This window comes from Indolivaga capnocytophagoides (assembly GCF_036511535.1).
Lineage (GTDB): Bacteria > Bacteroidota > Bacteroidia > Bacteroidales > Dysgonomonadaceae > Dysgonomonas_A > Dysgonomonas_A capnocytophagoides.
The window spans coordinates 4,255,736-4,274,890 of the sequence record NZ_AP028867.1; the positions used below are offsets into that span (position 1 = coordinate 4,255,736).

A 19,155-nucleotide genomic window follows, 5' to 3' on the forward strand; every position below is an offset into this window, starting at 1 on the left:
TTGTGAGTATGTATTAGTTTGTGTGTTTGTATTTTTCTTAAATCTTAGCTATTCCATCCAGATTGATGAACGTAGCATGATAACTCAATGTATCGTATTCCCCTAATTCACTTAGAAGATCAAAAGAGTATTTGTTTGTTTTTATTGGTAATAAATCAAATATCTGATCATGTATAGCATTGAGGCGATTGATATTCTTCCTTCCATTAGTAAGATCTCTCACATATATTTCAATGCGAGCTATAAAGCTTCCATAAGCGTTTTTATCTATAACATTAGATGGAATAGATATTACTAGATAAGCATCCTTACTTTTATCCACGTCAACAGAAGGTCTTGATCCTAAGAATATCAGATCAGAAGTCATTATTCCTGCACCAACAATCCTGTCATGCAAGAACTTCTCTATCTTTGATATACTATAGTTTTTATTAATCATCCTCTGTTAAATGAATTACTTAATGGTACTTGCCTAAATACATCCTCAAATGACGATCTAGCTAAATTGTAAGATCCGGTAAGTACATCTAGACCAAAGGTATCTTCCAAATCAGCAGCGTAAGGAACACCAGCCACAACAACCAAAGAATAGCCACTTGGTGCATTATAATTATTAAGAAAATCCTCAGCTGTTTGGTGACCACTAATAGCTTTTCCTCCCACTTGCTTCAACTGTGTTGCCTTCGGAGATGATAGAGTTTTTACAAAAACACCGCCTCTATAGTAAATAGCATATCCATAAGAGTCCTCGGCATTAAATGTTCGATTTTTAAACTCATGGCGTTCTTGAGCATATTCAAGGACATCATTAGCTAGTTTAGTGAGTGCTTTTATCATTTGGGTATGAACCAATGCCTGTACATTCAAATCAATCCTATCAATAACCTGTCTATTGTTCGCCCTTGTCGCCATTTGCCCAAATTCTTATGCCTATATTACCTTTTTCAGATTGTGATACTGTAAGAATAAGAGTCCTCATACTGTCGACAACCTCTATTGTATCTCCTTTAATCACCTGAACTCCATCTGGTATAGTAGGAATTGGTATTGCATTTCCATTTTTAGCCAACTCTTTCCAATTTTTGAAAAGGGGTAAGTAGGTTGTATAATCAGAATATGCTTGCCCCTCCTTAAATACCGTATCCCCAACTTCATTAATCTGATTTTGACATTCAGATTCTAAAATAATTGAAGGAACAGGAGAAGAATAAGCGTCATTAGGATCAGATGGAGACATTCGAATAACCTTACAGCTATGAGGAAATTTAGGATTACTTACCATCGGTTTGTTATATCAATGATTCTATTACCACCATAATACTCTCCCCATTTTAAATAAAGCGAGTTTGCTCTACTTAGTAGACCTGCCTTACCTGTCTGGGTATATGATTTTCCTTTGCTTTTCCAGTTACCCATTTGTTCTTCCTCCGCACCTGTATTCGGCGTGTTGTAGACAGCCATCAGATAATCGGCAAGTATCAAATCTTTCTGCTTCTGAGTGAGACTATTCATGTCTGATTTCCATTCTACATTTCTACTAGCCAATATCGAAGCAATGGTAACATCATCAATAGGATATCCTTGATTTCTTAACCAAGATTCAATTGGCAAATAAAAAATGGCTGTCACAGATAAATCGATATCCCCTGCTGTAAATGAATATGGATTATCGCTTATTGAAGCGTTTCCGATGATCCACTCTTTAAATTCAGAAGGAATAACAGGAGTAGCAGAGAGAGAAATTGTATCTCCCTCTGTATATTCTCCTGTACCTACTACAGTTCCAGAACCTATTTTATTTGCGGTAACTTTCATCAATCAAATTCGATAGAAAAGGTTTTATCAAATCTCCTGCTTACTTAGGCTGTCGCCTCAGTAGTGTCAAGGACTAGCAAATTCTTAGGATTACTTAATGTGGGTATTGCGTAACCTTCCAGTTCGATGTGGTTAATCAATTTCCTTGCATCCCATTGATTAAGTATAGCGATACGACCACCCTCTACTGTTGTCCGTAAATTGTCAGCCGTACTTGGAGCAAGAGTATGCATTGATATTGCATTCTTCATTTCTCCCAAAATTCCGCTCGGTCTAAGAATTACATTGCCTTCATCGAATGCTTTAATAATTACATCGTCCCCGTCTGTCTGAGCGTTATACTTAGTATCATTGATTACGAAGGGAGGCAATGAGCCAAAACCTGCAATTTCTCTGCGAACGTCATTTTCTCCAATAGGATATGTCGGGGCAGAAGTTTGGAATCCCATTCTTGCACGAGTCCATAAAATAACTTGTGGATGCATAAGGAACGTATTCCATAATACTTTTGACATTTCAAATACATCATAAGATATATTGTTGTCATCAGCATATTTTACCATATCAACTAAATCCTGAACCGGATTAGCGTTAGCATCAGACCATGCCAATTTTGGCGCATCCGCAAAACCTGTCTTTAGGAAGTTTTCGGATGGTACTCGATAGTCGACTTCGATTGAAATACCATCGGGGTTGTTATCAACATCAATAACGACCTTACCTGTACTTCTTAATTGGTCGTCCATATAATTGATACGGCTATGCGCACCCTGAACTAATTTATCAACATCGTTGAATAGCAATTCTGCTACAGCAGAAATATTATAGGAGCCACCGCTTGCCGCAAATAGCTGTTGATTTCTCAACTCTTGTTCTTCATTGTCGAACCCATGTCCTATTTTAGGTATTGAGCCTCCATATCCACCAAATCCTTTCTTGGCACGTAAAGGTTTAGGCGAGTTGACATCTATCACAGATGCCATCGGTGCAATATTAGACGAAGCAGTCAGTACGCTGAACGTAAGCCCCATCTGTTGAACGCCCCATTTAAAGTGGTTTTTCCAGTTTGTATTGTTATACTGACTATTCACCGTATCGATGATAGCACGTATTCCAGTTTCACCACCAAGCAGGCTATAAAAGCTTAAATCTCTTGTATTCATAGTATTTATTTATCTTATCTTGATTGTGAAAAAGTTATTTCGTTAAGGAATAAAGCCTTAATAGCCGATGCCACAGGAGGAATACGTCTTTCGTATACGATTCCTTCAATTACAGCACCGCATGTAAAAGTAGTAGATGTCGGATCTGCGTAGATGTCGTAACGAGTCAGAGCAGATGGTACAACTTTTATTTTTGCTCCTGCTCCGAGCACATCAGCTTCAACCAAAATGTCACCTACAGCAAGGACACCTATTGCAGCGCTAAGTGTAAGTACATCGTATTCACTATTAGATGAATCAATAGAAGATACAGTCACTGAGGTTGCTGTTCCTGTGGTTGTCGCAGGTGCTTTGATTACGAATTGACCTGCAGAAATGGTAACACCTCCGAGTAACTTCTTTACCTTTATTTCGGTAGCTGTTGCAATTGCGGCTTCAAATACAGACACTGCAATATGTAGTTTGGCTGTTCTGGTCGCCTCATCTACGGATATAGGAGAACCTGTCTGAACTACGCTTCCTTTAGGGAAAGCTGACAGGTCAATATTGAATCCCCCCGGCAATTCCTTGCCTATTTCGTAATAGACAGGTCTGCCGCCTCCAACCGTAAATTCAGGAGAGGGAAAGTTATTCCCTGTAGTAAATAATGGAGTTCGCATGTGTTAGTTTGTGTTAGTTGTTCGTTTGTATTATACGAGTTTCTTTTCAGTCGATTGAGCAGCTTTAATGCTTTCCTCTTTGCCTTTTATGAAGTCGGCAATATCGGATGGAACCTGATCTCCGTTTCCTAAAGTTGACATCTTAGGCTTCCCAGCTTCCGGTGTGATGTCTGATCGTAGTGCATCATAATCTTTCTCAATAGCCGCACTTAATTCTTCTTTTGACAGCGATTCAGCTTTATCTACATTTTTCAGTAGCATTTTGAAAGCTGACTCTTTAATACCTTTATTAGATAATTCAGCCTTAACCGAATCAATCTTAGCGGCATATTCCTGACTTTTCTGATTTTTATCGGATTGTTCCTTTTGAAAATCCTTTAAAGCCGAGAGTAAGTCTTCACGAGTAAGAAAATCTTTCTCGTCTTTTTTCTTGCTGTCATCTTTTTTCGCTTGCTTATCCTCATTGCCCCTATCTTCTAGTTGCTTTTTCAGATTCACATTTTCGGTGCGGAGGCTGTCTTTCTCGCCTTGAAAAGCTTTTAACAGATTATCGACCCCACTTATAGCGGTTTCGATTTGAGCTTTATCTGTCACTGTGGTTGCTAAGAACTCAGCAGTAGCTTCAAAAGCCTTGTCCCTAAACCCTAAATTCGAATATTTAGTTTTTAAGGCTTGTAAAATCTCGTCTTTCATTATTGTTAATAATTGTTTATATTCGTTAATAACACAATTATACATAAACAATATAAAGCTATGACTAACACTAATGCCAAATCTTCGGCACGGAGAGAGAAGATAGATCGGAATGAAGTTTTTTCCTTGTATAAGGATTTGGTAAGACAATCAAAAGTATATGGGTATGCTGGTTATCTCTGCCAGAAATACTTTCATGACAAGATTTCAAACCAACTAAGATGTACGCCCGATACAATTCGTAAGATCCTAAACAAAGGGGAGAAATTCAGAAAAACACCTATATGGAAATCCTAACATATAAAGAAGTACAACACATTCGAGATACGCAGCCTAAGTCTAAGTATATAATGCCACAACTCGGATTTCAAGAAAGAGTGTTAAGACAAAACGCTGATATTCAGATTGTAGGTGGAGAGAGAGGTGGGGGTAAGACCTATGTTCTTCTAATGGGAGTACTCCAGAATATGAAAAATCCGCACTTTGAGTCAGTAATTATCAGACGAGAAAAAGATGACTTTAAACGTGGTGGTGGCTTATGGGATACATCAACTAAAATATTTACTCCTCTGGGTGAGCCTACTGAAAGTTCGTTCTTGTGGCGTTTTTACACAGGTTCGAAGTTGAAATTTGAGCACATGGCGAATGAGGATAAAGCCGATCAACGGTTTCGCGGACAACAAATAGCTTATATAGGAATTGATGAGGTAGACCAGATAAAAGAGGAAACATTCTGGTTCTTAATGTCCTCAAATCGTAATGCTCATGGAATAAAAAACAAGATAGTTGGAACTTGTAACCCGAATGCTGAGAGTTGGGTAAAAAAACTCATACAATGGTATATTGGGGATGATGGTTTTCCTATTCCTGAAAGAGAGGGTGTTGTTCGCTATTTTTTCAAATACGGAGAATCTATTGATGAGGTTTTTTGGGGTGACACAAAAGAAGATGTATATCAAAAAGCAAAAGGACACATTGATAAGCTATATAGGAAAGAATTAGAGGGTCTTGTGTCTAAATATGATATGATTAAGTCTCTGGTATTTATACGAGGTCGTGTAGATGAGAATAAAATCCTGTTAGAGTCAGATCCGAACTATATAGGAAGTATTGCTCAGGGAGGGGAAGCATCGGTTGCCAAAGAATTAGAGGGTAATTGGAACTCTTTCGACTCAGGCGATGGCTTAATTAAAACCTCTCAGATGCAAGCCTTATTTAACAACATTCCTCAAACAGATGGACAACGATGGCTTACTATTGACGTGGCTATGGAGGGAGGAGATAAATTTATCATATGGGTATGGGATGGATGGCATCTGGTGGATGTTTTTATTTATAAAAATATCTCTGCACCCGAAATTATCCGAGAGGTTCAGGAAGTTGCAAAAAGATACCGGATACCAAATAATCGAATTATATACGATGCTCTCGGAATGGGGGCTTTTATGGGTAGTAAATACCAAAACAAAGGTTTCATCCCTAATTCTATCGGATATAAGAGTAATGGTACACCTAAAGATAGATCTACTTTCACGGATTTGAATGCTGAGATCACTAATGAATTTGTAATTGGAGTAATTGATGGCAAAATAAGTTTTGATCCTAGTGTGCTAAAGAAAACATTTGAAGGTAAGACTATTGCTGAGCAACTATTATTAGAGGTAAGATCCATGCGATGGCAAAAAGACAATGGTATTACAAGAGGTAAATTAAAACTGATCCCTAAAAAAGAAATGAGACAGATCATCGGTTGCTCACCCGACTGTATAGACTCTCTGAAAATGCGCTTTTATGCCAACTACAAAGGTGTATTCAGTAATATAATACGATACATATACTAACACAAACTACAATGTACACAAACGAACAGATCAAAAAGATACTAGGCAATGGTAAACGTCCATTTGTCCGATTATCACCAATTCAGGGAATACCTGCAAGAGTCAATAAGCAGGGGAATGTCTCCTTGTCATTGCCATATCAAGAGGGATTGCTTATAACACAAGATCAATATCTACGAGAGTTGAGTCCGTCAAGCCATAAGGTTTTTGATAAGACTATTTATCCAGATAAGACAGTAGTCACAAAGCTAGGCGATAACGGAGAACCGGAGGAGTGGGGCATCGAGCAAATAGCCCGTACTGCATTCCCGTTTCAAAGAGTGATAGCAACCAAGGTCAAAAATCACCTAACGGGGCGCCCATTAAAATTCACACTTGCCAATACAGATACTACTGATGAGATAGACAAGACATTCATATTTATTCAACAGGAGTTCTTGACTAAGAATATGAATATAGCTTTTGATAAATGTGTGGAATCAAAAGAGACAACAGGAGATTGTGCATTATACTTTTTTCGGGATGAAGGTAAATTAGATTGGGAAACGTTCTCTTATGCTGATGGGGATTCTATGCTCGTTAGGAAAGATTCTTTAGGTCGTAACTATGAATTTTGGAGATACTTCATGTCCGAAGATGAAGAAGGTAATCCGCAAGAGGCTTTGATGATTGTAGACAGAATTAATGTTTACGAATTTAGAAAAGATGCTAAAAGAAGGAAGTCGGATTGGGTCGAGACAGAAAGGAAAGCTCATGGTTTTTCGAGACTCCCTGTTTGCTATCATAGAGGAAAGGTTGCATGGGATGATGTTCAATCATTAATTGAAGAATTTGAATGGTCATATTCTCAGTTCTGTGAGAGTAATGCCTACTTTGCGTTCCCTATATTATTCTTATCAGGACAGACTACAGGATTACCTCAAAAAGGATCACAGGGGAAAACATTACAAGGAGATTCGGAAGCTAAGGCTAATTTTATCTCTAAATCTGGAAATGATGCCGAATCTTTTAAGTTTCAGTTTCAGACTCACCTTAATATGATATTCTTCGGATCATTTACTGTGAACATAACACCTGACACTCTTAAATCAAGCGGAGACATGCCTAGTTCAGCGGTTAGATTAGTTATGCATCCCGAAATAGAGAAAGCAATGGAGGGAGCTAAAGAGTGGGATGATTTTATTGATACTATGCAATATTTATTCATTGAAGGTTTGGGTTTGGAAAACAGGAATACATCCGCTTTACAAAAAGTAAAGTTCAGGACAGAAATTGAAATTTATATTCCTGAAAATACGAGTGAACTTGTAGCTAACCTAAACAATTCTGTAACGATGGGATCACTATCTAAAAAATCAGCGGCTAGACAAAACCCATACAGGGCAAATAATGAGTATGATCTGATAAAGCAAGAAGAAAAAGAAACAGCAGAATTAGAACAGCAATCAAAGACAGAAACAGTAGTCTCTGATAATAGTTCTGAATTAAATCAAACAAATAAAGAACGTCAAATACAAAAACAAACACAAAAATGAAAATAGATATTTTATCCAAAACAAAAAAACAAGCTTTAGAATATTGCTCGGTTGGATCTATGCCTAAAATGATTTCACCAAACGAAGAATATAATACCAGAGCGATTCTTTTAGTAAAAAAAGCATTCGGTGAAAGTGCTTATTGTATAGGAAAGTGGAATCAAGTAGAGAAGAAAACAGCCATTATTAAGGATTTCTTTCCTCAAGGTGGTGGTGTCAAAGAAATTATTTCAGTTTATCCACTTGTAGAGAAAGCCAGTGAAGAAACCGTTATCTCGGATGAAGAATATTCAGTAGAGGATATTCGCAAGTTGATGGATGATGCTAATATTCCATATCCAAATAATAAAAAGAATGATAAAAAGTGGCTTCTCGCAAAATATAAATCTGTGATGACAGAGCGTAGATTGTTGTGATTTTGGTTGACTGATGGGTACTTGTCTGTCAGTCAATTATTTTTTATATTTAGGTTAGAGTGTTTAATAAATAGAGTGTATGAAAAAAACAAATGTAATTCAAGGTGGCATATATCAATATGCACAAGAGACGGGATTCTCATTCGATGAAATTCTAAATGGGACAACGAAAGAACAGCAAGCATGTAGGTCTGCCTATTATCTGATGCTTAGACGAGCCGAATATACTTATGAGCAAATTGCTTTGATATGTGGACGGTTTATAGCCTCAATTCATAGGTCGGTTATATCTGCGGAAAAGAGTCTTGAAAAAGGAGATCCTAAGTTTATCAAATTCTATAAAATCGCAAAAAACATCGGAGTCAAGAAGAATGAAATTATTAACCCGCTGTTGGTGACAGAATAATGTCATGTGGAAATTCACCTAAAAACATACTTTTTGCTGGTTGAAATGTTAAAAAAACAGCAGGCTTTCCTTCTTGACACCAATTCGATATTATTAACCGGATTTTCTAAAACTCTAAACAAAACTATTTACAAAATCGCAAATTAATGGCTAAAAAACTTAAAAGAGATATTCCTGGTATTGTGTTTAAGTCTGGAACGATGACCTATCGAATATCTGGTCGTACAGTTCTTATTGATTCTGGATATTGCAGGGCTAGTTATGATATATCAACAGCACCATATACGGCTTGGTCAATGATGATCCAAAATGCAAAAGACAAAGGTGGAGAATACGAGACCGTTTTGAATGTATATGCCAATGCTCTTATTTCCGTTATTTCGGCTATGCCAAACAAAGATGTGATAGAGACTTTAGCTGTAACTTTTGAAACATTACTGAGTCAAAAACCTACCTTGCAAGATTAAAAACTGATTTGTATATTTATTATAGAAGGATGGCGGAAGAGAGACGCAACAGGCGCTATCGGAGAAATTAAGTGGGAAAGGTAATCTATCGACCTTTATGTGATCTTACCACAATCGTGCAGGTATCGAATCCTGCTCCCTCTATTCTACGTTTATTCATATATAATTTTTAATGTTTAGTAGGTCAGTCTGAGTCGTGAGATTCGGACTGATTTGCTTTTAGACCTTCACCTCAATTATTTCGAACTCTACTCTAGGGTTATTCTTATCTAAGTATTTCTCAGCTACTATCTTCACGCACTTGTTATCATTTTTGATAGCATTGCAAGACTGACAACAATCTAAAAGTATCTTCATGGCATTGTCTAGGTCTTGACGCTGAGACTGATAAAATACCTTTACATGAAACTCAAAGTACCCATCAATATTTTTATCACGATATTGGTTACATTGAATATAGAAGTCTTTTTCGTATTGCTTTAAAGCTTTAGTCTTAGCGAGTGAAGCATGACCATTGAAAGTAATAATCTTATAGCTGTTCGATTTGCTTGGTGGGTTTCCTAATATTGTCTGCATATCAATCTATTTCAATTAAACCTAAATCTCTCATTTTCTTGATGGCGGCTATGTGATCAAATTTATTATTATTGGTATCGATCCAAACATTATTATCAGATGACACTTCGATGTCTAATATATAATTTGGAGCAGTTTGTCCGTAGCCAATCAAGCGAAAAATACGATTTTCGAAAATCTCAACTGTACCATATGATATACAATTAAGAAATAAGTCTGATTTATCGTGGTATCCTGCATCAGCTATTTTTATTAAATCACTTGATGTTATATTCATTCCATTTCTTTTAAATATTTATCAATCATTTCTAAACACTTCCGCTTTTCTCCAAACGAAGAAAACTCGTCAATTAGAAAACTATCTAATTCGGCATCAAGCATCCTCTCAGTCAAATAGTCATACTCCGAATCGGTAATATAAAACGTCTTTTTTATTTCGTTATCTGCAAGGTCGAAAAGACTGCATTTACCTTTTAAGCCCAATACATCTTCGGGGCGTTTCTTTCTTTCAAATCGGCTCATTAGCTTTTCATTTTATTAAATACTTTTCTAATCTTTACATAAATCCATGCGAAGGGATAAATAATCATGGATAGGATAAAAAAGGCAATATTTACTAGTGACTCGCTCATATCAAAACGCCACCAAACATCGCTAATACTAGGAAATCCTTCTTGCTTTAATTTCATATTCATTATTGCTTTTACTTAAATATACCTCAAAAAACTCACTTGTGAAACCCTCTGAATTACCGTATATTCAGTTTAGAGATAATAAGTTAAATCAATCAATTTATGAAAATCGAAACTAAGTTTGATGTAGGCGGAAATATATTTTGCCTAGACAAGTACGGCAATATTAAAGAGCGAAAAATCTTTGGTATCAGAACACAGGGATTCATCAACGGCAGTCAAAAGACAATCTATTCATTTGTCAAAGATGGGGTGGTTAATGCTGACTTTACAGGAGAAATGCCACCTATCTATGCAAAGGACGATTTCTTCTGGTTGCCAGAGGATAAGGTCTATGCTAGTAAGGACGAATTAAAAGATAGTTTGTAATGGCAAGAAAGGTAGTTTATCAAGAAGTTCCATTTAGACATTATAATGATCTGCATAAATGGATAGAGAAACCAATCTATAAAAAACGGATATTTGGATATGGTGAAATCAAAGAAGAAGCTAGAGGTACATTTTTAGTATTAGTCAATGATGATGGTTCGTCTCCTGAAATAATTGATAAATTCTTAGAAATGTATTTGGTCAGGAACGTTCAGAGATATGAATTTGGAGAAGATTTAAATCAAGGAACTGATAATTCGATAATGGAAGATAAAGTAAACCATCCTAGTCACTATTGTAGTGATCCGTCTGGTGTTGAGTGTATCCAAATAACAGAACATAGGGATTTTCTTATCGGTAATGCCATCAAATACTTGTGGCGAGCAGGAATTAAGAAAGATGCCGATAAGACTGATAAAGAGAAGGAAATTGAGGATTTACAAAAAGCGATATTCTATATCAATCGCAGAATTAGCAACTTAAAGAAATAAATATGCCCTATACAAAGTTAGAAGATTTAAAAGAAGAAATTATTAAACTTTGGGAGTCAAAGCAGTACAATACAATTGCTGATTTAACCCGATATATTATAGCTGAATACGGAGACTTCGGAAAAGAGCAGGACAGCTTAAGACGTAGTATCAGTCGGATAATTCACGATAGCGAGCCTGATAAAGAGTTGATCGTTGAGAATGTAAGATTAGCTAAGGATAAGCAGAAATTACAAGATGTTCAGCGTATTGAAAGAAAGTCTTTTAGAGAAGATGCTAGAATAGAAAATGCAGTTACTCAGTTCGGTAAAGATCTAGCTAATCAGAACCGTCTTTATGCAAATAAACTGTTAGAAAAGATAAATATTCAGCCGTTAGTTTATAGCGAAAATAAACATGGAGTAGGAGTGATCCAAATAACAGATGTTCACGCAAATGAACTGATAGATCTTCCGCATAATCAATATAATTGGACGGTACTGTCTAAGCGGATGAAAAAGCTAATCAACGAGTCTCTAAGATACTTTGCTTTCAGAAATGTAAAGAAGGTAACGATGGTCTATACCGGAGATTTGTGTAACTCTGATCGCCGTTTGGATGAACTACTTAACCAAAGTACAAATAGAGCAAAAGCGGCTAACTTGCTAGCCCATATAATCACGCAATCTATACTTGAAGTGCGTAATGCAGGGTATGAAGTTGGAATTGTTTCAGTGCTAGGGAATGAAAGTCGTGTGAAGCAGGAAATGACCTTTTCAAATGAGGCTTTTTCAGACAACTATGATTATACCATCATGGCTCAGGTTAGACAGGTACTAGAATTTGCAAACATCGAGGGTATAACATTTCACTCTATTGATAAGATGGAAAACGTGATTGACTTTGGAGAACAGAAATGGCTAGTCATGCACGATATGCCACAGTCTACATCGAAGCAAGAGAAAACTCAATCCATTATTGGAAAATACGCTCTCAGTGGTAAGCCTGTTGACTTCGTTATATCTGGTCACATTCATGCTCACAGAGGTACAGATATATCTTGCAGATCGGGGTCCATGAGTGGGTCAAATACCTACAACGAACACGCTCTAGGTGTTATCGGACGTGCTTCTGGAGTCTGCTATGTAGTTGATGGCAAAGAGAGATATTATCAATACATTGACTTACAATATGCCGAAAATGAAGGCTATGGTATAGTTAAAGAACTCGAAGCCTATAACATAAAGTCAGAACTAAAAACTCGGCAGCAAACTGCGATATTCCAGGTAGTAATATGAGAACTGAAACCGTAAAAGACATAATAGAACTGTTTGATAATGCTGATATAATGATGGCTTATCACGATATGCTTTGTGGTAATTTAATTGGTGAGGGGTGTTCTAGGATCGTTTATCAATGTGACTATGACGAATCATGTGTTGTAAAGATACATAAGAAGGTAGACCGACTACCATCGGACAATATTCTAGAGTGGGAATTATGGCAGATGGTAAAAGATATGACAAATGATGTCCCGAAGTGGTTTGCCCCCTGTGTTAGAATATCTGAGAATGGACGTGTCCTTATACAGAAGAAAACAGCACCACTTACAGATAACCAATGGTATAATCTGAAAGAGACACCCACATATTTATCTGATATTAAAAGATCTAATTTAGGAATATATAAGGGACACATATGCACACATGACTACGCTTTCTCTCTATATAGATTGAAAATTGATAATAGCATGAGAAAAATATCAAAAGAAAATAAAATAAGACCATAACCTAAAACATATTAAGAGATACTATGCAAATAAAAAAAGGAGACAAAATTAGAATCAAAGATAACTTAATGGATGAATTGATCCGAGTTGGATTTGATAGAGGTGAAATAACCTCTTTTGTAGACGAGTTTAAAGGAAAGAAATGCAAAGCTCTTGAGGTCTACCAAGATACCGATCAGGAGATAAATGGAGTTCTCATTGAGGGTACTAATGAATGGTTTGTCACAGTCGATTTATGTTGTGAAATCCCAATTAATGCTTGCGAAGCAATCCAGACTACTACGAACACGAATTAGTAACTACACAAACATTTAATTTATGAAGAAAGATTTTGAGGATTACAAACGGTTTCCGATACAATTAAGTGAAGATACATTTCTTCTTCTTCATATATTTAACCGAAAGCTAAATCATAATTTCGAATCAGCTTGGCTAGAAGATAATGATGCTTATTTCGGAACAGCATTGGAAGTATATGAGAGAGCCGCAGATCAATTTATTTCTCAGCTCGAAGGGCAAGAATGCGAGTCGTTTGTAATAGCCTTGAAAGGGAAATGTGAGAAGTATATCGAGGAATGTAATGAAAGACGCAAAAAATATAAACGATGAAAAACTGAACAAAGGCAAACTATTCTATAACGTAAAAACAAGCTATGACGAATTAGCACTTCGATTTGTAGCCGAGCAACAAGCTAAGATTGATTCGTATGAGAGAAGCTTAGATAATATAATGCTAACGCTATTAGACTATGATTCTGTAACAGTAAAGCATTCAGATGATAGCCGAGTTGAGCATATACATAGTGTAATCTGAGAATATAAAAAGGCTTTACTTGAAACCGAGAGTGGTAGAGATTTCTTAGCTAAATACGACATAAATATGTTTAAAGATAAAGAATAAAAATAATAAAAGATGGAAAACAAAATAGGTAAAATTGGCTACGGTGTATCGATAGAACCTGTAATAAATAGATATATAAAAGAGGGCTTAAGTATAGATGAATCCAAGAGAAAAGCTCTAAAAGAAGAGAAAGAAAGAATCCTACAATCTATTATTTCTTATATCAAGGCTCATGAATTAATCAAATACTCAGTTTCAGAAGATGGTAGAATAGTGGAAGGAGTCATGGATATATGCATTGATAATGATAATTTTCCTGAAAGTGAGATGATTGGAAAGTATTTCCGTGAACTATCTTTTACCGATACAGATGATAATATAGAGATTGTCGGTAAGAAAAGTACAGGAATAATAAAAGAATCAGATAAAAGCCTTTTAGAACAATTAGGTTGGAATATAAATGGAAATATTTTTGAAAGACCTAAACGAAAAGATACAATCATAAAAAAAGATTATAAACCTGAATAATATAGTATGGTTAAAATAACATTTATCCTGTCTGATGAGATAAAAATTGAAGCTTCGATAATTTCTAATTTAGATCATCTAAACAAAAAAGTTGCAATAGCCGCACAAAATAATCCAGATGGGTCTATAACATTTCAAAATGATGAGGTTGGTAGTTTAATCCATATACCATTCCGATATTTCAATGAATATCTCTGGTTTGCAACCGAAGAATAACGACTCACCTTCCTAGCACTAACTTTCAAGCCTGTCCTAAATTGGATAGGCTTTTTCTATGCTGTTTCAAGCGATCTAAGCGACTCCATCCAAACAATCCTTCACCGAACTTCTAAAACTGCCTTAAATCGACTCGGGAAGTAGCTTATTTTTGATGTTTTAGTGTAATATGTAGTTGAGTAATATCTCTAATTCCTTAAATTTGCTATCTACGGATTGATTTTTCGAAGTTAAATCTAATTTCGGTATAAGTATTCATGTTGGTATATTATCGTTTAAATTTGAGCCTTAAAATGCGTCTATATATTTTCGGGTCGATGTGCCTTAATATTCTTCTTAGTTATGTTGACCTTACAGCCTTACGGACAACTTGGAGTTATACAGCTAACATGAGTTATTCTTTTTCATGTGTCTATAACAGCGAACGTAAGGGAGTGACATAGTAGTTATTTATATCATTGTTATCATTATTATTGTTATTATCATTATTGTTATTATCATTATTGTTAGTTGTTAGCTGATTGTTAGCCGTTTGTTGGTCGTTTGTTAGCTGACTGTTAGCTCCTTTGTTAGCATTGCAATAAATTGACTGATATTCCTCCCAGTTACAGATAGTTATGAGCCTGTTTTGCTTTGTTGATTCGTTTGTTAGAAATTCGTACTTTTCAAAACGAGACAGCATCGGCAAGAATAATATAATTATACATTTACATTAACCATTATACATTACCAATTACTAATTATACATTAGGGGTTAGCTTGGGGTTATTTAGGGGTTTATTATTGATATGTAAAATAGCTTAATGTTTAATAATCAACGTTGTATATTTTTCTGCTTTTTCGTATATTCATATTATTGTGATGAATAAATATTGTTAATTTATTGTTAAAATAATTATGAAGGTTATATTTCTGGATATTGATGGAGTGTTGAATACAGAGTTTCAAGATAAAGATGAATATGGCTTTTTATTTAATCAGAAGTGTGTCGATAATCTAAAATTAATCCTAGATAAAACAGGTGCGTGGATTGTCCTTTCATCAACATGGCGTATGGCTGGACATAAGGTTATTTGGCAGATGTGGAAGGATAGAGGCTTGCCGGGAGTTGTATTAGATCTAACAACTCGGAAAACAGATAATCATAGAGGCGAGGAAATAGATCAATGGATTCAACCTTGCTTATATATCCCAGACTTCAATTATGTCATACTTGACGATAATAGCGATATGTTATTACATCAATTAGACCATTTTATCTGTGTTGACGGATTGGATGGATTGAGCTTAGCAGATGCAAATAGAGCAATAGAAATACTGAATAAACATGAGTAGATCAAGGAAAGTAGCCATATTTAAAGAAAGGTCAAAGAAAAGGTATCGGGGTATAAGTAGGCTTAGGCATAGGCTTATAAGGAGAAAAGAGAAGCTATATACTCAAAATGTATTAAGTTCGTCTAATTTTGATGATTATTTGTATTTAAATAGAAAAGAGATATTTGATAGTTATGCTTACTTTGATGATGACAGATTTGATATTGAACATCGATATTCAAACAAGGAAAAATCAGAGCAGGATAATGTAGATCATATAAATAAATGGAGAAGAAAATAGTGGACTATGAGTTTAGTTTTTATTGCATTGAGCGTTATGAAGTAGATGATAATATTATAATGTTTTGTTGCAAATTTAATCCTTCATCGGATGAGGATATTCAATTCATGACAGAGATGGCTTTTGATATAAACATGAAAGCAATTGAAGATCAATATGGAGGATTATACAAAGTTAAAAAAGTAGAAACTTTTACCTCTCATACTCTTAAAAAGTTATTTGATTGGAGAAATGTACTTTTGGAAATATGGTTTGAGTGTGAAGTAATACATGTTGCAGAACCTAATGAATCGACAGGTAGTATTTATAAATTAAGTCTATCTAATAAGTTTCAACCTATCCTTACCTAAAAAAAACATGGTAGGATTTAAGAAATACAAGCGTGGTGAGTCTGTTTCGGCTATAACGTTTTTGTCTTTAAGTTCTTTGATTGCTTTGTATATGTGGGATTTGTCCTTATAGCCTGTGAATTTAGTACATTTTCGTATATCGAACTCAACCGTATCGCAATAATCCATCACGGAAATAAAGTATAGCAATACTTTCAATGCAGAATTGCTCAGCTCAGACATAACAGTCCATCCCTGCTTATACACTTTTGTAAAACGTTGCGAATCGTATAATTCAGGTAGTGTCTCAAAGCCAATAATACCACTATGCACAACCCCATCAGAGTCATATACCTCATTTAAGCTTGTGTTTCTGTTTATTTTACGTCTCGACTTAGGCTTAAAATTCTCGCTTGATATAAATGGGTTTGGTAGTTCCGTTCCTCGCTGTGCCATGCTTTAAATATAGCAAATAAAGTGGTAAAAAATTACCACAATGTATGGGTAAAACGTACCACTCCGAAAATAGATAAGGCTATAATAATTAACTTGATGTGATTTGTTGTATATTCTTATATATAAGAGGACGAAGTCACCAGACTTCGAGATACAAAATAACCGTAATGATCGTACTTCTCACTACGGTTTAAACCGATCCTACTCGGTCGTTCGATTATAAAGTCGAAAACGATTGCACATAAAACTCTATGAACTCAATTGGTGCGATGTGCCTGTCGTATGAGTCCTTTTTATATTTCTTCCTCGAAATTACCCTTCAGTATCATCTCTTAGCATAATTAAATAGTCTGGTATACTTGAATATAGCAACAATTCTAAACTTTCACAACCCATCACTTTTCAGTATATTTAGTTAAATCAAAATGAGAAAGTTATGGCAAAGAAAGATTTTATTCCACCATTTAGAGTTGGTAAAAAGCAAGGTCGAGCAGTCCTAGATGGTAGAGGGCATGAAGTCGTTGTATTTCCTACTGGACTTGAAGATATGGCACAAGAGTATTGTGATTTTTTAAACAGTAAAAAATAGAGTTATGAATGTAATATTCGCACTGTTAATCGTTGTGATTGCCTTTCAGTTATGCGTGTTTATTCGTGGATTTTACCTTAAAATACTAAAGATAGGACAAGCTGAATTTTTAATAACTATCGCTCTCGTTTTAGAGATTTTAGCTGTAATTAAAATATATACAACATTATGACACAGATAACACCGAAACGAAAAGGTAAGGTCGCTTACCCGAAAGAAGAAGTAATGAATGAGGAACAGGTAGCAAAAGCTATTGAATTTATAAATAGCAATCCTCGCCAACCAGTAGGAAGGATAGTTTGGAAAGGGACTATTGATAAATGAAGATTGGACTCCGTAAATGGCTAGGAAAGCAAGGTTCGAATAAAAAAAGACACTTTGTATTGTATAGGCATGAAAAGACGATATATAAACGGATTGCTAAGAGAAAGTGGAAGCGAATTATAGATGAAACATACCACTGCCCTGTTGATAATCATATTGTTGATGTCACCGAAATAATATGTCGGTATTGTGAAGGGTGTGAAATGATAATGGATAAATTAGATGATTATGAAATACTATACGATGAAATTAAAGATTAGAAAAAAATATGACAAATAAAGACTTGTTTAAAATTCTATTATGTACGTACGGATATGATCGGAACATAAAGATTGAAACATTCCGAACTGATGATGGTACTATTGGATATGAGATCGAGGCGGAAAACGAAAAAGGAGACGTGTTTCATAATATAGATGGTGAGGGTGTTGTATTTGATATCTACGAGATTCTTAACTACATGAAACAAAATAATGTGGCATATAAATCAAATTGGTGGGGCGTTTCATTGAAATATCTGCTTGATGATGCTGAGCGTAGAAAACTAGTTAATCAATGGGATGCTAATGATAAACAAACCCAAAATGATATAAAAAGGATGACCCCATTATGGGATTGGAGAAAGGAAAATAATCCATGTCCTATGTGTACTATAAATAAAAAAGATCATTGGGATAGTGTTCATTATAACTGTGAATTATGTCATACGAATAATTGTGATATTAAAAAAAGGTTCGATAGGGAATACGATCAACATCGGGTAAAATTACTAAATGAGAGTGAATGAACGCAAATGGGTTGCTGAAATCATTAAGCGATATAGAGCAAATTTAAGCCGCTTAAAATTCAATTCGGATAGATTGATCGTCTGAAAAGAGAAAATAGCAGGAATAGAATAAAAATAGCCACTCCGAGTGATTCAGGGTGGCTTTGTTTGTTATAGTTCTATATTGAAATTTTCAACTAGTTCAGGAAAGTCGGGGTAGTGTGCTGAAACGTGATAATCGTGGCTATGTTTTATTCTGTCAAAATCAGCCAACTTCTGAGATCTGCTATTATTACTTTTTTCTATCTCCAATTTTAGCTTGAAACAGTCTCGTACTATCGGGTCTAGCAAATAGCATCTGTACGTTTGATTTTTGTAATCCTCGCTACTCTTTTTATTCATATTATTTTTTTTGTGAAAATATAAAATAGAGTCGAACTTGCAAAATTTATATTAACCTAAAATTGGAAAAATAAAAAATATAAAATTTGGACGGTTGGGCGGGGCGTGCCGGTACTGTTTAAGGGGGTACCCTACCACGTTATACTGCTGATTAATAATTAAATAAGCCGTTGCACCCCACTGATAACCCTCGCAGAG

General features: G+C 35.4%; 33 protein-coding genes. 21 read left to right on the plus strand and 12 right to left on the minus strand.

Annotated features, from left to right (window positions below; translation table 11 throughout):
* Positions 1 to 37 precede the first annotated feature (37 nt).
* Genes AABJ51_RS16995 through AABJ51_RS17025 form a run of 7 tightly spaced genes read right to left on the minus strand, consistent with a single transcriptional unit; the run spans position 38 to position 4,330 of the window.
* Positions 38 to 439 (minus strand): hypothetical protein, encoded by a 402-nt coding sequence (locus AABJ51_RS16995; RefSeq protein ID WP_338373524.1) that lies wholly within the window; start codon positions 437 to 439, stop codon positions 38 to 40.
* Positions 436 to 912, minus strand: a complete 477-nt coding sequence (locus AABJ51_RS17000; protein ID WP_338373525.1) for a hypothetical protein — start codon at positions 910 to 912, stop codon at positions 436 to 438. The genes AABJ51_RS16995 and AABJ51_RS17000 overlap by 4 nt, the downstream gene beginning before the upstream one ends.
* The gene (locus AABJ51_RS17005; RefSeq protein WP_338373526.1) at positions 890 to 1,282 is read right to left on the minus strand and encodes a hypothetical protein; all 393 of its coding nucleotides are present in this window, start codon (positions 1,280 to 1,282) and stop codon (positions 890 to 892) included. Before AABJ51_RS17005 ends, AABJ51_RS17000 begins: the two co-directional genes overlap by 23 nt.
* A complete protein-coding gene (locus tag AABJ51_RS17010) occupies positions 1,276 to 1,815 on the minus strand; it encodes an InlB B-repeat-containing protein (RefSeq protein WP_338373527.1) in 540 nt (179 codons plus the stop codon). The genes AABJ51_RS17005 and AABJ51_RS17010 overlap by 7 nt, the downstream gene beginning before the upstream one ends.
* A gap of 44 nt (positions 1,816 to 1,859) precedes the next feature.
* Positions 1,860 to 2,978 carry a major capsid protein gene (locus AABJ51_RS17015; protein WP_338373528.1) on the minus strand — a complete coding sequence of 373 codons (1,119 nt, stop codon included), beginning with the start codon at positions 2,976 to 2,978 and terminating at the stop codon, positions 1,860 to 1,862.
* A 14-nt stretch (positions 2,979 to 2,992) separates the two neighbouring features.
* Positions 2,993 to 3,637: a hypothetical protein gene (locus AABJ51_RS17020; protein ID WP_338373529.1), complete on the minus strand. Its 645-nt coding sequence runs from the start codon at positions 3,635 to 3,637 to the stop codon at positions 2,993 to 2,995.
* Between the two features lie 30 nt (positions 3,638 to 3,667).
* A complete protein-coding gene (locus AABJ51_RS17025; RefSeq protein WP_338373530.1) occupies positions 3,668 to 4,330 on the minus strand; it encodes a hypothetical protein in 663 nt (220 codons plus the stop codon).
* Between the two features lie 60 nt (positions 4,331 to 4,390).
* Between AABJ51_RS17025 and AABJ51_RS17030 the strand changes: the two genes are divergently transcribed.
* The 6 genes from AABJ51_RS17030 to AABJ51_RS17055 all read left to right on the plus strand — a co-directional run bounded on the left by AABJ51_RS17030 (position 4,391) and on the right by AABJ51_RS17055 (position 8,995).
* Complete coding sequence (locus AABJ51_RS17030) at positions 4,391 to 4,627, plus strand: hypothetical protein (protein WP_338373531.1); 237 nt, start codon at positions 4,391 to 4,393, stop codon at positions 4,625 to 4,627.
* A complete protein-coding gene (locus AABJ51_RS17035; protein WP_338373532.1) occupies positions 4,615 to 6,171 on the plus strand; it encodes a phage terminase large subunit in 1,557 nt (518 codons plus the stop codon). The genes AABJ51_RS17030 and AABJ51_RS17035 overlap by 13 nt, the downstream gene beginning before the upstream one ends.
* Positions 6,172 to 6,182: 11 nt before the next feature.
* Complete coding sequence (locus tag AABJ51_RS17040) at positions 6,183 to 7,706, plus strand: phage portal protein (protein WP_338373533.1); 1,524 nt, start codon at positions 6,183 to 6,185, stop codon at positions 7,704 to 7,706.
* Positions 7,703 to 8,122: a hypothetical protein gene (locus AABJ51_RS17045; RefSeq protein ID WP_338373534.1), complete on the plus strand. Its 420-nt coding sequence runs from the start codon at positions 7,703 to 7,705 to the stop codon at positions 8,120 to 8,122. Before AABJ51_RS17040 ends, AABJ51_RS17045 begins: the two co-directional genes overlap by 4 nt.
* A 79-nt stretch (positions 8,123 to 8,201) precedes the next feature.
* On the plus strand, positions 8,202 to 8,528 hold the full coding sequence (locus AABJ51_RS17050; RefSeq protein WP_338373535.1) for a hypothetical protein: 327 nt from the start codon (positions 8,202 to 8,204) through the stop codon (positions 8,526 to 8,528).
* A gap of 146 nt (positions 8,529 to 8,674) precedes the next feature.
* On the plus strand, positions 8,675 to 8,995 hold the full coding sequence (locus AABJ51_RS17055; RefSeq protein ID WP_338373536.1) for a hypothetical protein: 321 nt from the start codon (positions 8,675 to 8,677) through the stop codon (positions 8,993 to 8,995).
* Positions 8,996 to 9,214: 219 nt separating this feature from the next.
* On the opposite strand, the gene AABJ51_RS17060 is transcribed toward AABJ51_RS17055, so the two are convergent.
* From AABJ51_RS17060 to AABJ51_RS17070, 3 genes are read right to left on the minus strand one after another with little or no spacing between them, the layout of a single operon-like run.
* Positions 9,215 to 9,571 carry a RusA family crossover junction endodeoxyribonuclease gene (locus AABJ51_RS17060; RefSeq protein ID WP_321577308.1) on the minus strand — a complete coding sequence of 119 codons (357 nt, stop codon included), beginning with the start codon at positions 9,569 to 9,571 and terminating at the stop codon, positions 9,215 to 9,217.
* Position 9,572: 1 nt separating this feature from the next.
* Positions 9,573 to 9,848 (minus strand): hypothetical protein, encoded by a 276-nt coding sequence (locus AABJ51_RS17065; RefSeq protein ID WP_338373537.1) that lies wholly within the window; start codon positions 9,846 to 9,848, stop codon positions 9,573 to 9,575.
* On the minus strand, positions 9,845 to 10,093 hold the full coding sequence (locus AABJ51_RS17070) for a hypothetical protein (protein ID WP_338373538.1): 249 nt from the start codon (positions 10,091 to 10,093) through the stop codon (positions 9,845 to 9,847). The genes AABJ51_RS17065 and AABJ51_RS17070 overlap by 4 nt, the downstream gene beginning before the upstream one ends.
* Before the next feature lie 272 nt (positions 10,094 to 10,365).
* On the opposite strand from AABJ51_RS17070, the gene AABJ51_RS17075 reads away from it, so the two are divergent.
* The 9 genes from AABJ51_RS17075 (at position 10,366) to AABJ51_RS17115 (ending at position 14,476) form a co-directional block, all read left to right on the plus strand.
* Entirely contained in the window at positions 10,366 to 10,632 is a 267-nt protein-coding gene (locus AABJ51_RS17075; protein ID WP_338373539.1) for a hypothetical protein, read from the plus strand.
* Positions 10,632 to 11,123 (plus strand): DUF3310 domain-containing protein, encoded by a 492-nt coding sequence (locus AABJ51_RS17080; RefSeq protein WP_338373540.1) that lies wholly within the window; start codon positions 10,632 to 10,634, stop codon positions 11,121 to 11,123. Before AABJ51_RS17075 ends, AABJ51_RS17080 begins: the two co-directional genes overlap by 1 nt.
* 2 nt (positions 11,124 to 11,125) lie before the next feature.
* Positions 11,126 to 12,400: a hypothetical protein gene (locus AABJ51_RS17085; protein WP_338373541.1), complete on the plus strand. Its 1,275-nt coding sequence runs from the start codon at positions 11,126 to 11,128 to the stop codon at positions 12,398 to 12,400.
* On the plus strand, positions 12,397 to 12,891 hold the full coding sequence (locus tag AABJ51_RS17090) for a hypothetical protein (protein WP_338373542.1): 495 nt from the start codon (positions 12,397 to 12,399) through the stop codon (positions 12,889 to 12,891). Before AABJ51_RS17085 ends, AABJ51_RS17090 begins: the two co-directional genes overlap by 4 nt.
* Before the next feature lie 23 nt (positions 12,892 to 12,914).
* A complete protein-coding gene (locus AABJ51_RS17095) occupies positions 12,915 to 13,187 on the plus strand; it encodes a hypothetical protein (protein WP_338373543.1) in 273 nt (90 codons plus the stop codon).
* Between the two features lie 22 nt (positions 13,188 to 13,209).
* Positions 13,210 to 13,500 (plus strand): hypothetical protein, encoded by a 291-nt coding sequence (locus AABJ51_RS17100; RefSeq protein WP_338373544.1) that lies wholly within the window; start codon positions 13,210 to 13,212, stop codon positions 13,498 to 13,500.
* A complete protein-coding gene (locus tag AABJ51_RS17105; protein ID WP_338373545.1) occupies positions 13,472 to 13,705 on the plus strand; it encodes a hypothetical protein in 234 nt (77 codons plus the stop codon). Before AABJ51_RS17100 ends, AABJ51_RS17105 begins: the two co-directional genes overlap by 29 nt.
* Positions 13,706 to 13,804: 99 nt before the next feature.
* Positions 13,805 to 14,260, plus strand: a complete 456-nt coding sequence (locus AABJ51_RS17110; protein ID WP_338373546.1) for a hypothetical protein — start codon at positions 13,805 to 13,807, stop codon at positions 14,258 to 14,260.
* 6 nt (positions 14,261 to 14,266) lie between these two features.
* Entirely contained in the window at positions 14,267 to 14,476 is a 210-nt protein-coding gene (locus AABJ51_RS17115) for a hypothetical protein (RefSeq protein WP_338373547.1), read from the plus strand.
* Between the two features lie 412 nt (positions 14,477 to 14,888).
* On the opposite strand, the gene AABJ51_RS17120 is transcribed toward AABJ51_RS17115, so the two are convergent.
* Positions 14,889 to 15,158, minus strand: a complete 270-nt coding sequence (locus AABJ51_RS17120; protein WP_338373548.1) for a hypothetical protein — start codon at positions 15,156 to 15,158, stop codon at positions 14,889 to 14,891.
* Between the two features lie 215 nt (positions 15,159 to 15,373).
* Between AABJ51_RS17120 and AABJ51_RS17125 the strand changes: the two genes are divergently transcribed.
* A complete protein-coding gene (locus AABJ51_RS17125; protein WP_338373549.1) occupies positions 15,374 to 15,811 on the plus strand; it encodes an HAD domain-containing protein in 438 nt (145 codons plus the stop codon).
* Between the two features lie 264 nt (positions 15,812 to 16,075).
* Positions 16,076 to 16,441, plus strand: a complete 366-nt coding sequence (locus AABJ51_RS17130) for a hypothetical protein (RefSeq protein ID WP_338373550.1) — start codon at positions 16,076 to 16,078, stop codon at positions 16,439 to 16,441.
* On the opposite strand, the gene AABJ51_RS17135 is transcribed toward AABJ51_RS17130, so the two are convergent.
* The gene (locus tag AABJ51_RS17135; RefSeq protein WP_338373551.1) at positions 16,409 to 16,876 is read right to left on the minus strand and encodes a hypothetical protein; all 468 of its coding nucleotides are present in this window, start codon (positions 16,874 to 16,876) and stop codon (positions 16,409 to 16,411) included. The two genes, AABJ51_RS17130 and AABJ51_RS17135, sit on opposite strands and share 33 nt — an antisense overlap.
* A 436-nt stretch (positions 16,877 to 17,312) precedes the next feature.
* Here AABJ51_RS17135 and AABJ51_RS17140 point away from each other — a divergent pair, with 436 nt between their 5' ends.
* The 4 genes from AABJ51_RS17140 to AABJ51_RS17155 all read left to right on the plus strand — a co-directional run bounded on the left by AABJ51_RS17140 (position 17,313) and on the right by AABJ51_RS17155 (position 18,576).
* Entirely contained in the window at positions 17,313 to 17,465 is a 153-nt protein-coding gene (locus tag AABJ51_RS17140; RefSeq protein WP_338373552.1) for a hypothetical protein, read from the plus strand.
* Positions 17,466 to 17,633: 168 nt separating this feature from the next.
* Positions 17,634 to 17,789, plus strand: coding sequence for a hypothetical protein (locus AABJ51_RS17145; protein WP_338373553.1), 156 nt, complete (start codon positions 17,634 to 17,636; stop codon positions 17,787 to 17,789).
* Complete coding sequence (locus AABJ51_RS17150) at positions 17,786 to 18,049, plus strand: hypothetical protein (protein WP_338373554.1); 264 nt, start codon at positions 17,786 to 17,788, stop codon at positions 18,047 to 18,049. The genes AABJ51_RS17145 and AABJ51_RS17150 overlap by 4 nt, the downstream gene beginning before the upstream one ends.
* A gap of 8 nt (positions 18,050 to 18,057) precedes the next feature.
* Entirely contained in the window at positions 18,058 to 18,576 is a 519-nt protein-coding gene (locus AABJ51_RS17155) for a hypothetical protein (protein WP_338373555.1), read from the plus strand.
* Positions 18,577 to 19,155 lie beyond the last annotated feature (579 nt).